This is a genomic window from Cytobacillus sp. FSL R7-0696, assembly GCF_038006865.1.
GTDB lineage: Bacteria > Bacillota > Bacilli > Bacillales > Cytobacillaceae > Cytobacillus > Cytobacillus kochii.
The window spans coordinates 3,245,193-3,259,701 of sequence record NZ_JBBOWA010000001.1 but is presented as its reverse complement, the minus strand read 5'-3'; the positions used below and the strand labels follow the sequence as shown (position 1 = coordinate 3,259,701).

At 36.3% G+C, this 14,509-nt stretch carries 16 protein-coding genes; 6 read left to right on the top strand and 10 right to left on the bottom strand.

Annotated features, from left to right (window positions below; translation table 11 throughout):
* Positions 1 to 236: 236 nt before the first annotated feature.
* The 3 genes from MKX29_RS16845 to MKX29_RS16835 form a co-directional block, all read right to left on the bottom strand.
* Positions 237 to 845, bottom strand: coding sequence for a superoxide dismutase (locus MKX29_RS16845; protein ID WP_341106675.1), 609 nt, complete (start codon positions 843 to 845; stop codon positions 237 to 239).
* Positions 846 to 954: 109 nt separating this feature from the next.
* Positions 955 to 1,437 (bottom strand): DUF456 domain-containing protein, encoded by a 483-nt coding sequence (locus MKX29_RS16840; protein WP_341106673.1) that lies wholly within the window; start codon positions 1,435 to 1,437, stop codon positions 955 to 957.
* A 131-nt stretch (positions 1,438 to 1,568) separates the two neighbouring features.
* The gene (locus MKX29_RS16835) at positions 1,569 to 3,176 is read right to left on the bottom strand and encodes a Na/Pi cotransporter family protein (RefSeq protein ID WP_373370922.1); all 1,608 of its coding nucleotides are present in this window, start codon (positions 3,174 to 3,176) and stop codon (positions 1,569 to 1,571) included.
* A gap of 258 nt (positions 3,177 to 3,434) precedes the next feature.
* Here MKX29_RS16835 and MKX29_RS16830 point away from each other — a divergent pair, with 258 nt between their 5' ends.
* The 3 genes from MKX29_RS16830 (at position 3,435) to ispG (ending at position 5,913) form a co-directional block, all read left to right on the top strand.
* A complete protein-coding gene (locus tag MKX29_RS16830) occupies positions 3,435 to 4,217 on the top strand; it encodes a DUF1189 domain-containing protein (protein ID WP_251161994.1) in 783 nt (260 codons plus the stop codon).
* Positions 4,218 to 4,339: 122 nt separating this feature from the next.
* Positions 4,340 to 4,678 carry a hypothetical protein gene (locus tag MKX29_RS16825; RefSeq protein ID WP_224935959.1) on the top strand — a complete coding sequence of 113 codons (339 nt, stop codon included), beginning with the start codon at positions 4,340 to 4,342 and terminating at the stop codon, positions 4,676 to 4,678.
* A gap of 125 nt (positions 4,679 to 4,803) precedes the next feature.
* Complete coding sequence (gene ispG, locus MKX29_RS16820) at positions 4,804 to 5,913, top strand: flavodoxin-dependent (E)-4-hydroxy-3-methylbut-2-enyl-diphosphate synthase (RefSeq protein WP_180317072.1); 1,110 nt, start codon at positions 4,804 to 4,806, stop codon at positions 5,911 to 5,913.
* 46 nt (positions 5,914 to 5,959) lie between these two features.
* On the opposite strand, the gene MKX29_RS16815 is transcribed toward ispG, so the two are convergent.
* Positions 5,960 to 6,334 carry a DUF4190 domain-containing protein gene (locus MKX29_RS16815; RefSeq protein WP_095372550.1) on the bottom strand — a complete coding sequence of 125 codons (375 nt, stop codon included), beginning with the start codon at positions 6,332 to 6,334 and terminating at the stop codon, positions 5,960 to 5,962.
* A 208-nt stretch (positions 6,335 to 6,542) separates the two neighbouring features.
* On the opposite strand from MKX29_RS16815, the gene MKX29_RS16810 reads away from it, so the two are divergent.
* A complete protein-coding gene (locus MKX29_RS16810; RefSeq protein ID WP_224935958.1) occupies positions 6,543 to 7,115 on the top strand; it encodes a 5' nucleotidase, NT5C type in 573 nt (190 codons plus the stop codon).
* A gap of 122 nt (positions 7,116 to 7,237) precedes the next feature.
* Here MKX29_RS16810 and MKX29_RS16805 read toward each other — a convergent pair whose 3' ends face one another.
* The 4 genes from MKX29_RS16805 to MKX29_RS16790 form a co-directional block, all read right to left on the bottom strand.
* Entirely contained in the window at positions 7,238 to 8,593 is a 1,356-nt protein-coding gene (locus MKX29_RS16805) for an IS1182 family transposase (protein WP_191817413.1), read from the bottom strand.
* Between the two features lie 120 nt (positions 8,594 to 8,713).
* Positions 8,714 to 9,124 carry a Fur family transcriptional regulator gene (locus tag MKX29_RS16800; protein ID WP_095372548.1) on the bottom strand — a complete coding sequence of 137 codons (411 nt, stop codon included), beginning with the start codon at positions 9,122 to 9,124 and terminating at the stop codon, positions 8,714 to 8,716.
* Positions 9,125 to 9,148: 24 nt separating this feature from the next.
* A complete protein-coding gene (locus MKX29_RS16795) occupies positions 9,149 to 9,997 on the bottom strand; it encodes a metal ABC transporter permease (protein WP_095372547.1) in 849 nt (282 codons plus the stop codon).
* A complete protein-coding gene (locus MKX29_RS16790) occupies positions 9,997 to 10,785 on the bottom strand; it encodes a metal ABC transporter ATP-binding protein (RefSeq protein ID WP_251163395.1) in 789 nt (262 codons plus the stop codon). Before MKX29_RS16790 ends, MKX29_RS16795 begins: the two co-directional genes overlap by 1 nt.
* Positions 10,786 to 10,953: 168 nt before the next feature.
* On the opposite strand from MKX29_RS16790, the gene MKX29_RS16785 reads away from it, so the two are divergent.
* Positions 10,954 to 11,211: a DUF2624 domain-containing protein gene (locus MKX29_RS16785; RefSeq protein WP_095372545.1), complete on the top strand. Its 258-nt coding sequence runs from the start codon at positions 10,954 to 10,956 to the stop codon at positions 11,209 to 11,211.
* Between the two features lie 92 nt (positions 11,212 to 11,303).
* Here MKX29_RS16785 and MKX29_RS16780 read toward each other — a convergent pair whose 3' ends face one another.
* Positions 11,304 to 12,197 carry a deoxyribonuclease IV gene (locus MKX29_RS16780; RefSeq protein ID WP_341106667.1) on the bottom strand — a complete coding sequence of 298 codons (894 nt, stop codon included), beginning with the start codon at positions 12,195 to 12,197 and terminating at the stop codon, positions 11,304 to 11,306.
* Between the two features lie 16 nt (positions 12,198 to 12,213).
* A complete protein-coding gene (locus MKX29_RS16775) occupies positions 12,214 to 13,518 on the bottom strand; it encodes a DEAD/DEAH box helicase (RefSeq protein WP_341106665.1) in 1,305 nt (434 codons plus the stop codon).
* A gap of 219 nt (positions 13,519 to 13,737) precedes the next feature.
* Here MKX29_RS16775 and MKX29_RS16770 point away from each other — a divergent pair, with 219 nt between their 5' ends.
* The gene (locus MKX29_RS16770) at positions 13,738 to 14,388 is read left to right on the top strand and encodes a YqfQ family protein (RefSeq protein WP_251163392.1); all 651 of its coding nucleotides are present in this window, start codon (positions 13,738 to 13,740) and stop codon (positions 14,386 to 14,388) included.
* The last annotated feature ends 121 nt before the right edge of the window (positions 14,389 to 14,509 follow it).

Genomic DNA, 14,509 nt, shown 5'->3' with positions numbered 1-14,509 from the left:
ACTCCCCTTCGATTCTACAAATAGTCTCCTTCAAAAACGATGGAGTTATGCAAGAAAAGGAAGATCCCCATTGGAAAAATATTTCATGTCGCTTGGTCTTTTTATAAAGAAACAATTATGTCTAACAATTGAATCCCATACATTAGGAAGGAGTGACATTTATCGAACAGAAATGTAAAAAAGCACTATTCCAATGAATAGCGCTTTTTTTACTATTATATATTTTCATTTAGCTTTTACTTCGCTTCTTGATATCTTCTGCCTACTTCGTCCCAATTGACAACATTCCAAAATGCTTTAATATACTCAGGACGTTTGTTTTGATAGTTTAAATAATAAGCATGTTCCCAAACATCTAGCCCAAGAAGGGGTGTTTTGCCTTCCATTAATGGTGAGTCTTGATTAGGTGTGCTCGTTATGGCTAATTCCCCATTATCAACAATTAACCATGCCCAACCCGATCCGAAGCGACCAGTAGCTGCTTTAGCAAATTCATCCTTGAAGTCGTCAAAGCTACCAAATTTACTAGCTATCGCATCTCCTAAATCGCCTGTTGGTGTACCCCCACCATTTGGTGAAAGAACTTGCCAGAATAAAGAATGGTTGGCATGTCCACCGCCATTATTTCTGACAGCTGTACGGATATCTTCAGGAATATCATTTATATGGGTAATTAATTCTTCTACACTTTTCGATGCGTATGCACTTTTTCCTTCAATTGCATTATTCAAGTTAGTTACATAAGTATTATGGTGTTTCGTATGATGGATATTCATTGTTTCCTTGTCGATATGAGGTTCTAAAGCATCATAAGCATACGGTAATTTCGGTAGTTCATAAGCCATGTAAACATTCCTCCTACTAAAAATATGATCATATGCAGACATCATTAAAAATGTCTTCTTATATTTTCTATACCACTTTGCCATAGAATCAAACATAAAAATTATTTTTTTATAGAACAACAAATAAGAAATAGATAATCATCACTACTTGAACAATTCCTTTAGTAAAGATGCTACTTATGAATCCTACAAGTGACCCAAATCCAACTAAAACTGCTTCCTTAAATGGGCGACGATGTACAATTAATTCTGCGATAATTGCCCCGACTATCGGTCCAAGTAATATACCTGCCACCGGGATAACAAAAGGCCCTACTAGTATTCCAATAGTGCTTCCCCATATTCCAGCTTTTGTCCCACCATATTTTTTCACACCAACCATATTGGAGATATAGTCGGCACCAAATAGTAATATTACAAATAAAATTTGGATGGACCAAAACAGTACACCAAAAGGTTCAAAGGAATAGAATAATCCATAAACAATAAAGCCAGCAGCAATAAAAAGTACACTCGGGATAATTGGATATATCAATCCGATAAAAGCTATAACAAATAAGATGATAATGATTGCCCAAGCTAAAATATCCATAACCGTTCCCTCCTATTCATAACAAAAACTTCTCATAGTCTCGCCATAATTAAAACATTAAAATGTTATCTTTTCCATCGAAAGATTTTAAAAAAAGAGGTAAGGAACCCATCCTTACCTCTTTATAATACTCAATCTTCGCCTAATACAGCCTCTGCAATATTAACTGCATGATCACCGATTCGTTCGAGATTACTTAAGATATCCACATATACAATCCCTGCTTGTCCAGAACATACTCCTTCACTTAAGCGAATGATATGCTGTTTACGTAATTTACGTTCCATTTTATCTATTTGATCTTCTTTTTGTACAACATGTTGTGCTGCTTCTTTATCATTATGGTCTAGCGCTTCTAATGCTTCAGAAACCGTAGAGATCGTTAATTGGAACATATCATCTAAATCTTTCATAGCGGATTCCGTAATACTTACCTTATTTGCTTTCTTATAATCCATTAATTCAACGATATTTTCGAAATGGTCACCCATTCTTTCAATATCTCGAATCGTATCCATTAGAACCGTATGTTCAGACGATTCGTTATTAGATAAAGAACTTCTAGAAAGCTGAATAAGATAATCTGTAATTTGTCTGTCCAGATTGTTTATCGCACTTTCGATTTGATAAGCTTTTTCACCATGTTTAGGCGAACCATCTATTAAAAATGATCGTGTTTCATTTAATCCTTCAACAGCAAATTGACCCATTCGAAGTACCTCTTCTTTCGCTTGTCCAAGAGCAATTGATGGCGATTGTTGAATAAAAACAGCGTCTAAATGTTTGGCTTTTTGCTCAATCACTGTATCTTCACCCGGTATAAGCTTCGTCACAATATACGCCAGAACAGCCACAAATGGCAGTTGAATCAACGTGTTAGTAATATTAAATGTTCCATGAGCGAACGCAATTGTCAGCTCTGGATTCAGTCCAAGATTCGCTTGGAACATTTCAACCAATAAAGTAAAAGGATGCAGTAATATTAAAAAGATCGTAGCTCCAATTAAATTAAACGTCACGTGGACTAGCGCTGCTCGTTTAGCTGCCACAGTAGCCCCAAGTGAAGCTAAAATAGCAGTTATCGTTGTACCAATATTATCTCCAAATAAAACTGGAAGAGCTGCATCTAAGCTAATTAACCCTTCAGAAAATAAACCTTGCAATATTCCAATTGTCGCACTTGAGCTTTGTACAATGACTGTAAGCACAGTTCCCACAAGAACACCTAATACTGGAATCTCACTCATACTAACTGTCAGGTCATGAAAGCTTTGTAAGTTACTTAACGGTTTCATACCACCGCCCATTAACTCTAATCCATAAAACAATGCTCCAAAACCAAATATAATAGACCCAATGTTTTGCATACGGTTATTTTTAAAGAATACTAAGCATAATACCCCAATCGCTAGGATTGGTAACGCATATTCACCAATATCTAGACCAATTATAAACGCTGTAAAGGTTGTCCCAATATTCGCACCCATAATTACGCCTATTGCTTGACGTAGATTCATAAACCCAGCGCTAACTAATCCTACTGTTAACACCGTCGTTGCTGAACTACTTTGAATAAGCATCGTTACTAACATTCCTGCTAAAACACCCATTAATGGGTTTGTGGTGAATTTATCCAAAATATCTCTAAGACGATCTCCAGCTGACTTTTGTAGACCATCTCCCATCGTTTTTATCCCGAGAAGGAAAATACCTAATCCACCGACAAACTCAAATATCATCTTTTGAATATCTAATTCCAAGCTATTCAACCCCTAGAAAGTTTTTCAACACTAAATGTAAACCCCACACTATTATTAAAGCTTTCTCTATTAATGTAAATAGTGTAACGGTTAAATTTACAAACCTTTAATATTTTTCTCTTATGTTACAATTAGATGACAAAAGGTTAATTATTCAAAAAACTTATTATTCTTGTATGACGAAAGTATTGTCGTTAAAATAAATAGAATAATGACAAGTAAGGACGTGGAAAATTTTTGAATATCATTAAACAATTTATAAGAAGCATTTATTCTCCAAAAGACATTGCAACCTTTCGTCAGCAAGGTATAGGAAAGACAATAGGTTATGTTTTTTTTCTCACTTTCCTATCCATTATCCCCACTATTTTTTTTCTCAGTACATCCGTCTTTAATGGTGTACAATCAATGGAATCAACAATAACGGATGATTTGCCTGAATTTGAGATTACTAATGGGACATTACAAGCAAATGAAACAGCACCTATTACTGTTGAGAATGATGGTGTGACCATTATTTTTGACTCAAATAATATTGTAAAGAAAGATGAAATATTGCAAACAAATGATACCATTGCCATTCTACAAGACGAATTGGTGTTTATTAGCGGAAACAATCAACAATCCTATAGCTATAGTATGCTCGGTGATATCAATATTGATAAATCAACTGTTATTGAATTAATACAAGCGGCAGATTCTTGGTTAATCATATTAATTAGTATCGTCGCTATTGTACTGTATTTATTTTCTGTAGCCATGCGCTTAATAGAAATTTCCATTATTGCCTTACTCGGTATAATGATTGTGAGAATTGTTCAGAAGACCCTTCCTTATCGCTACATGTGGCGAATAGCCGCTTATAGTATCACATTATCAACCGTATTTTTTATTATCATGGACACACTACAAACCGTTGTTCCAAATGGAGCACTTATTAACTGGTTAATATCCATCATCATTCTTATGTTAGCCATCAAAGAAATACCTCATCAGAAAAAGGAAATACCTGAACAATAGTGGAATCATACTGTAGACGCATATACCGTCTACAGTTTTTTTTATACATAATCTGTTCTAATTAGATGTGGACATGCATAAGTATGATAATGGTTATTCTAAAATGACGGGAGCTTGTAAATATGAGAAGAATTTCAGCCTTCATCTTAATTATTATCATTTCATTTGCTGTATACGTCGATCTTTCCAAAGGAACTCTCCCTAAACATATTGCACCCGTTGCTGCAGAGGTCACAAATTTAGAAAAAGACGAACAAGAGGTAGGCCTTCCTTATTTTGAAAAAGAAGTGAATCGGGGAGATACCGTTTTATCCATTATTGAACAGCAAAATATGAACATCGAAAATCTTCCAATTAATGTTATCGCTGAAGATTTCAGCACATTAAATAATGGAATAAAGCCTGAAGAAATTCAATACGGTAATACCTATAAATTTCCTTCATATAATAATGAAAACTAAATGCTTAGCATCTATTTCTTGTCAATTCAATCACTTCATTGATACAATAGTTGATGATAAGAGCTTACATTGAGAAGTTCAAATATATTTTATATATATAAAGGAGCGAATCTCCATTGAGTGAAATGATACATCGTACGAAAACTCGTCCGGTAAAAGTGGGACCGCTAACCATTGGCGGAAGTAATGAATTATTTATTCAAAGTATGACTACAACGAAAACTCATGATGTAGAAGCAACCGTTGCGCAAATTAAACGTTTAGAAGAAGCAGGATGCCAAGTTGTTCGCGTAGCATGTCCAGATGAAAGGGCAGCTAATGCGATTGCTGATATAAAAAAACAAATCGATATTCCACTTGTCGTTGATATCCATTTTGATTATAAGTTAGCTTTAAAAGCCATTGAAGGTGGAGCTGACAAGATTAGAATTAACCCAGGTAATATTGGAAAACGCGAAAAAGTGGAAGCTGTTGTAAAAGCTGCTAAAGCGAAAGGTATTCCTATTCGTATTGGTGTAAATGCAGGTTCATTAGAAAAACGTATTTTAGAAAAATACGGCTATCCTACGGCAGACGGAATGGTTGAAAGTGCACTTCACCATATTAAAATTCTGGAAGACCTAGACTTCCATGATATTATCGTCTCTATGAAAGCGTCAGATGTCAATTTAGCGATTGAAGCTTATGAAAAAGCAGCTCAAGCTTTTGATTATCCACTACACTTAGGGATTACTGAATCCGGAACATTATTTGCCGGTACAGTAAAAAGTGCTGCTGGATTAGGCGCAATTCTTCATAAAGGTATCGGAAATACGTTAAGAATTTCATTAAGTGCTGATCCAGTTGAAGAAGTAAAAGTGGCTAGAGAGCTGTTAAAAGTATATGGTTTATCATCGAATGCTGCGACACTCATTTCTTGTCCGACTTGTGGTCGTATCGAAATCGACTTAATTAGTATCGCGAATGAAGTTGAAGAATATATCTCAACAATTAAAGCACCAATTAAAGTCGCTGTGTTGGGCTGTGCCGTTAACGGCCCTGGTGAAGCAAGAGAAGCTGACATTGGCATCGCTGGAGCACGAGGTGAAGGTTTATTATTCCGCAAAGGGAAAATTGTTCGCAAAGTACCAGAAGATACAATGGTCGATGAATTAAAGATTGAAATTGATAAAATAGCTGAAGAGTATTTTGCAAAACAAAAAGAAGAAGAAGAAAATGCCAAAGAAACAGTTTAAATAAACAAAGCGCCTAGGGATACTCCTAGGCGCTTGTTGTTTATATTTAAAAGAATGGCATAATAAAAATCCCTACTAAAAGCGATACTATACCGATACCAATCGCCCAAGTGCCAAATCCTCTAGCTCCTTTGCTATTTGCAACAATACCAAGTACGATCCCTGCAGCTCCAAGAAATATCGGCATAATGAATAGTGAAAGGATTGATAATACTAAAGCAGTAATACCTACTCCTCGGCCACCACTACGCGTCCCTTTTCTATCGTCAATATCCCTTCCCCTGTCCTCATCATAAGTTACAGGAGCAGCAATTTCGGCTGCAGTTTCTTCTGAATAATCGCTTGAGACTTCATACTGGTTCTCGTCAACTCTGTCACGACGAAGCTGATCTTCATCATATTTACGCATCTGATCTGCCATCATGATCCCTCGCTTTAATGGTATCCACTTTTCTGTGGTGGAGCATTTATTATTATTAACAAGCTTTACACTTTTACTTGTGTTAAGATTTTCTAGCAACAAAAAGGCTTTTATGGTTTATATAATGAAAAGTTTCAGCTAAAATTAGGAAGTAAAGAAAAAATGAAGTGAACGGTTATATGTTCAAGTTTTAAAGGAGAGCAATGAAATGAAAAAACGATTCGGAATTGATATCGATGGAACTGTCACGAGTCCAGCGGCAATGATTCCTTTTATGAACAAAGCATTTGGGCTACAACTTACTTTAGAAGACATAAAACAATATGACTTGTATCCGCTTGTAGATATAGAACCTCAAGCATTCGATCAATGGTTTAAAGAAAATGAACCGGAAATTTATCGCCAGTCAACCATTGTACCTAACGCAAAATCAATATTAACAAAATGGAAAGAAGAGCATGAACTATTTTTTATTAGTGCACGCTCAACTCATTTGATGAGTGTAACTGAAAATTGGTTCACACAGAATGGCATTACTTTTGATCATATTGATCTTATTGGCTCTCATGATAAAGTCTCAGCAGCTAAACAATATGATATTGACATATTCTTCGAAGATAAACATGATAATGCTGTTATGATCCATGAGGCGTGTCAAATTCCCGTCATATTGTTCGATACACCCTATAACCGCTTACCGACTCCAGACGGCGTAAAAAGGGTGACAAGCTGGAAGGAAGCAGCCACATGGGTAGAGAATTGGTTAAAAGTATCTGTGTAATCTTACTATCTTCATATAAAAAAACCCCTCTTATAAGAGGGGTTTCAGACCGTAGACAAACCCCAACTTTGCATTAAGCGAAGGTGGGGTTTTCTATTGTTGTCAAAGATTTTTCTTCTTTTTTAGGTTGGACATGACCCTCGCCATGTCCAGTTTGCCAATTTCTTAAGATTCATGGCAGCGAACGTAAGCATCGCCTGCATTGAAACTTTTTTAATACCTCTTAAGGTCGTCCAACGCATGCCATGCTTTTCTTTTGCGTCCGCAAAGACTCGTTCGATCGTTTCTTTACGTTTCGCATATAGAGTTTTATTACGTTCGGTATGTCTCAAATGATCTACTTCCTCTATGTACTCCTGCCATACATGTCTATGAATCATTTTGGTATGATTCTTACTTTGCGTACAACGTTCTAACAGAGGACAGTCTTTACATTCCAAAGGATTTGAAGCGTATTGTTTGTACCCGTCTCTTGTCGTCGTACGGTAAGATAGAATTTGTCCTTCGGGACATAGATAGGCGTCAAAATATTCATCGTAAACGTATTCGTATTTTCTAAGATATCCGTCTTTCGTTTTTGGACGTGTATAAGGCATAACAGGTCTGATGTCTTGGTCCATTAAGAATTTAGCGATGTGTGGTGTTTTATATCCTGCATCAACAGCGATAGAATGGGGCTTACCGACTTTATCTGTGACTTGAGTGACGAGTTTGTCCAACATCCGACTATCGTGAACATTCCCTCCGGTGACCAGTGACCCTAAGATAAACCCACGGGAGTCGCTCGCCGTATGAAACGAATACGCAAATAGTTTTTCGCGTTCATCTTTTACGTAATAACCACTTTCAGGATCTGTCGTGCTAACTTTTATTTCTTTTGACTCTTCTTTATTCTGCGGGGGGAAGGGCTTTTTTCCGTGTTTCTCACGATCGATATTAATCTCTTCATCTAACTGATTCTGATATGATCTCGTTTCGACTCGGGCTATTTTTTTTTCAAATTTCTTCTTATTAGCGTTCGCTTTTACATGAGTAGAATCAATAAAAGCAATGGATGGATCGACCAATCCCTTGGTCATCGCTTCTTTTAGAATGCGATAGAAAATTTGTTCAAATAGATCTGTATCGTGAAAGCGTCGTGCGTAGTTTTTACCGAAGGTTGAAAAATGAGGAATCTTCTCGGTGAACCCATAGCCAATAAACCATCGATAAGCCACGTTGGTTTCGATTTCCTTTATGGTTTGACGCATTGAGCGTATGCCGAAAAGGTATTGTATGAAGACCATTTTAATTAGAACAACGGGATCAACACTCGGTCGACCATTGTCTAAGCAATACTTATCTTTTACCAGATCATAAATGAATTCAAAGTCAATCGATTGTTCAACCTTCCTGACCAGATGATCATCTGGAACAAGTTGATCCAACGCAACCATTTCAATTTGATTTCTTCCATCTTCAACGTGTTTTGATAACATTTTATATCCCCCACAAAAAATCGATTCCATTCTATTATACAAAAAAAGCTTGTAGACTTGGTCTAATTCTTAGACTTTGTCTACAAGCTGAAACCCCTCTTATAAGAGGGGTTTTTCCAATTAACAACATTCTGGGCATTTGCCGTAAATTTCAAATTTATGCCCAGAAACATCATATCCTTTTAAGTTTTCTGCCAAAGTATTCATCGGACAAGTTTCTATTTCTTTCGTTTTTCCACAATCCAGACAGATAAAATGATGATGATGATGTTCATGAGAACAAGTAAACCGAAAATGTTTTTCACCAGATAACTCGGTCATCTCAAGAATATCTAAGTCCACAAACAAAGATAAATTACGATAAATGGTATCAAAGCTCAAGCCCGGATAATCTGGTTTCATTTCCTCTAAGACTTCTCTTGCCGTTAAGTACTTATTACTATCTGCAAATAGTGCAAGCATTTCTTCTCTCTTGCCTGTATGCTTATAGCCTCGATTTTTCAACAGTTCTAATGCGCCACTCACATTCATGACTGATTCACCCTTTTTTTGCAATTATACTTTAGCTGGTCTAGATGTCTTTACTTTCTTTAAAAGTATCGTTACTAATAATATTAACACAGCAATGATCACAATGGTTCCTCCAGGAGCAAGATCTAAGTAATATGCTAAAAATAAACCGCCAAGTACTGACACTTCTCCAAAAATAACTGACAATAAAATCGTTTGCTTAAAGCCCTTTGCAATCCGCATACTCGCAGCAACTGGTAAAGTCATAAGTGCGGATACGAGGAGAATTCCAACGATACGCATTGATGAAGCGATAACAAGTGCCACCATAACAATAAAAATAAAATGAACAATTTTTACTGGAATACCAGATGCTTGCGCATGCTCCTCATCAAAAGATAATAAGAATAGTTCTTTATATAAAGAAACAATAATGGCTATAATAATCACCGAAATGATGATAATAAGCCATAGATCTTCTCTACTTACTGCACTAACGCTACCAAATAGGTAACCAAACAGATCTGAATTGAAGCCATCAGCTAGTGAAATAAATATTACACTAAGACCGGTTCCCCCAGAAAGAATAATAGGAATGGCAAGCTCCTGATAATGCTTATATACAGACCTTAATTTTTCAATAAACACAGATCCTGTAACGGAAAAAGCCATCCCCATATAAACAGGATTGACTCCGCTAAAACCGGTTAGTTTCTTTTCAAGTAATAAGCTTGCTGCAATCCCAGCTAACGTTACATGACTAAGCGCATCTGCTATCAATGATAACCGCCTTACTACAATATACACACCAAGTAAAGGGGCAATAATACCAATAATCATACCAGTTAAAAAAGCATTTTGTAAAAACTCATATTCAAATATAGCAGCAATCATTATCTCACCCCTTCATGATGGTGGTGATGATCATGGGATAAGATATGAACGTCATGTCCATAAAACGTCGACATTTCAGCTTTATCAAGACGCTCAAATTCCTCTGTTTTCCCGTGGAAATGAAGAGTTTTATTCATACATGCAACATGTGATACCCGCTCAGAAATTGTCCCTATATCATGTGTAACGAGTAAAAGCGTAATGCCACGGTTTTTATTCAGATCTTCAAGCATATGATAAAAAGATTGCACATGTTGTGCATCTACACCAACAGTCGGTTCATCTAATATAAGTAATTTAGGTTCACTTACTAACGCTCTTGCAATAAACACCCGTTGTTGCTGACCTCCAGATAACTCTCCCACATTACTCGTTTCATACTCGCGTAATCCAACAGAATCTATAGCGTCTATAACATGACGCCTATCTTCCTTTTTCATCCATTTAAATAGTCCAAGTTTTTTTGTTAACCCACTAGCAACAACTTCAAATACCGTTGCCGGAAAACCTGTATTAAATGAATTTGCCTTTTGCGAGACAAAGCCAATTTTTTGCCTGTCCTTAAATTGATTCATTTCTTCCCCGAAAAGAGTGATTTTCCCATTTTGTAATTTTAATAAGTTCAATATTAACTTGAGAAGTGTTGATTTTCCAGAACCATTTGGACCTACAATGGCTAAGAAGTCTCCTTCATTTACAGTTAAATTTACCCGCTCTAATACATTATTTTTTTCATATCTAAAGGAAACATCCTCTATTTTAATCACTGGCTCTTGCCGTGTTTCCATCTTATTCACCTTCGTTTTAAGAATCATTACGATTTAGTACAAGGAGTAGTATACATGAAGTTCCTAACCTTGTAAAGGAGTGAAATGAGGCTTGTTTCATCAATTTTTGTAGAAAAAAAGGCAAATTTTACTGTACAGGTGCATACAGTTTAATGAGGAGTGATGCACATGAAAATCTTTGAGAACATCATTAATCACAAAGTCAATCACATTACCGCAGATGAATTATTAAAGTATGGAAAACAATTTAATATCTCAGTTAGCCGCTCAGAAGCGGAGCAAATCGCCCAATATCTTCGCGGTAAAAAGGTGAATATCTTTAATGAAAATGAACGAAAGAAACTTGTCAAAGAAATTGCCAATATTGCAGGTGTAGACACGGCAAAGTCAGTCAACCAAATATTTCTTATGTTTACTAATTCTTAAGTCTATTACCAGTGCCATTGACATCTACGATTTAAACAGACCATTAGAAGGGCAAAGAAGAAGCATAGAGGATCCCTCTCCTCCATGCTTTTTTATTGTGCTAAAATATCTTCTAATAGATTTTTATTAAACGCTTCTTTACGTAACATATTGATTTCGAATTGATATGGCGGTTTCTTATTTTTCTTGTCCTCGCCAACATAAGGGGTTTCCAAGATTTTCGGTATTGTCGTAAGTTGTGGATGATGAACAATGTTGTTTAGTGCCTTAAAACCGATATGACCAAATCCAATATTTTCATGGCGGTCTTTCCTAGCTCCCTGAATGTTTTTACTATCATTAATATGAAGAACCTTTAATCGATCGATACCAATGATTTTATCAAATTCATTTAATACACCATCAAAGTCATTAACAATATCATATCCAGCATCATGAGTATGACAAGTATCAAAACAAACAGATAAATGTTCATTATGAGTTACACCATCAATAATTTTCGCTAGTTCTTCAAAATCTCTTCCACATTCTGACCCTTTTCCAGCCATTGTTTCAAGCGCAATTTGCACATTTTCATCGCCATTTAGTACTTCATTTAAACCTTCAATGATCCTGGCGATACCGTTTTCTGCACCTGCTCCGACATGTGCACCAGGATGCAAGACAATTTGCTTTGCCCCAAGCGCTTCTGTACGATCGATTTCAGAACGTAGAAAATTCACTCCTAATTCGAATGTAGCTGGGTTCGTTGTATTCCCTATATTTATAATATAAGGGGCATGAACAACAATATCACTTATGCCATTTTCCTTCATATGAGCTAGGCCAGCTTCTATATTTAAATCTTCTATTTTCTTTCTTCTCGTGTTTTGGGGAGCACCTGTGTAAATCATAAATGTATTCGCCCCGTAAGAAGCTGCTTCTTCACTGGCTGCTAATAACATTTTTTTTCCGCTCATCGAAACATGGGATCCTATTTTCAACATACAATATCCCTCTCTCTTATTTTCTTTTAATCCTTCTTTCTCTCTTCTTTATCTTTTCCATTTCCCATTTGCGCTTTCTTTTGTATCCTGGTTTTACTTTTTTCGGTTTTTGTATAAGTGAACTAGCTTTTTTATCAATCTCATCTGTTTGACGTTGTCTGTTTTTTCTTTTATTACGATCGTCAAGTGTTACCCAATTTCCTTTAACAAAATCAATATGAGTAAAAGTAACGCCCATTTTCTCTAATTTATTTAATGCGTCTTCATCTGTTGGATCATAAATCGTTAAGGCGATACCTGAAGTGCCTGCTCTTGCTGTTCTACCTACACGATGAATATAAAAATCTAAGTCTGTAGGTAATTCGTAGTTAATTACGTGACTAATTCCTTTAATATCAATACCCCTAGCAGCTAAATCAGTTGCTACGATATATTGGAATTCGAGATCAACGATTTGCTTCATCATTTTCTTTCGTTCTCGTGGATTCAAATCTCCGTGAATTCTTCCGACTTTCAAGCCTTTAGCCATTAAACCATCTGCGACTTCATCTGCCTTTTTCTTCGTATTCGTAAACACGATGGCTAAATACGGGTTAAAAGACTGTAAAGCATCAAACACAAGATTTACTTTGTTGCGGTGTCTTGAAGGTAAGAGTTGATGTTCGATTTTAGCTGCGGTTGGTTGCTTCGGCTCTACATGAACATATTTTGGGTTTTCCATATATTTTTTCAAAAATGGTTTAAGCTTCTCTGGGATGGTAGCTGAAAACACAAGCATTTGCAATTTCTCTTGCATGTATGACGCAATTTGGTCAACATCTTCCAAGAAGCCCATATCCAACATTAAGTCCGCCTCATCCACAACTAACAATGAAGCTGTATGGATAAGCAATGCCTGCTCTTTCACTAAATCATTAATTCTTCCCGGTGTACCAACAACTATTTGCGGTTGCGTTTTAAGCTTTTCAATTGTTCTTTGTTTATCTGTACCTCCGATAAAGAGCTTAACTGCGATAGCTTCTTCACTATGGCTCGTGATTTTTAAAACTTCTTGATAAATTTGGTTGGCTAGCTCTCTAGTTGGTGCAGTGATAATTGCTTGTACACCTTTTTTGTTTGTTTGAATTTTTTCAACCATTGGCAGAATATAAGCGTGTGTTTTACCTGTACCTGTCTGGGATTGACCAATGGCACTTTCCCCTTTTAAGACAGTCGGTATTAATCTTTCCTGTATATCTGTTGGTTCAAAAAACCCTAACTTCTTTACTGCTTCTATAATAAAAGGTTTAAACTCATACCTTTCAAATCTTGTTTCATTCATTTTTTTAACTCCTCATTATCGTTATGAAATGATCATAAGTACTTGCACACATGATCACTTAAAATCGCAAACATTTACTCCATCATATTATTATAATAAAATTCCAGGTAAATAACCAGTTATACTTGTTATTCCTTCTTATCCTTTTATAAAGATAAACCCATTTCTCCTTTTTGCATACAATGAAAGTAAAATCCCCTTTTGAGAGGAGGAGATGTGATGTATCCAGGAATGGGACCAAATCGAGGGCAGAGACCAGGCTTCCCTCCACCACACCAAACACCACAAATGATGCAAAACTTATCAGGTAGGCCACCATTTCCACCCAGAATGACTCCATACGGACCAACACAACCAAGAAATAATGGTGGAATGAGAAATAACGGATCTTCAAGAAGTGGAGGTCTATTATCCAAAATCCTTGGTGGTAGAGGTGGTTCTGGTGCGCAGGCAGCTGTAAACACTGCTACTAATGCTGCCACAGAATCTAGAGCCGCTGGTGGAGCAGGTATTCTCCAAACGATAACAAACCCAACAAATATAAGTGGTTTTTTAACAAATACACAAAAATTCTTAAATACTGCAGGGCAAATCGGTCCAATGGTTCAACAGTACGGTCCGATGGTTAAAAATATCCCTTCAATGTGGAAGCTTTATCGCGGTCTTAAGAATATGAGTTCAACAACGGAAGAAAAAGAGGAAGAAAATGAATCTAGCTCACCATCTCCGATAAAGGATAGTCATCCTTCTATGTCAGCAATGAAAACTAAAAAAGAAAAATCAGTCACTATGGAGTCTTTAGAAGACCAGCCAACTCAACAACCCCCTAAAAAAGCGGGTGGTCAGTCTGTACCGAAACTGTATGTTTAGTCATGTGCTTAGCGCTCGCCATTTTGGCGAGTTTTTATTTTATTGTAAATTGCTCATTTCCTTCATTAAATGAATTAAAAACATTGTTAGAGTCATCTCTTAAGTACCAACATGCAAAGTG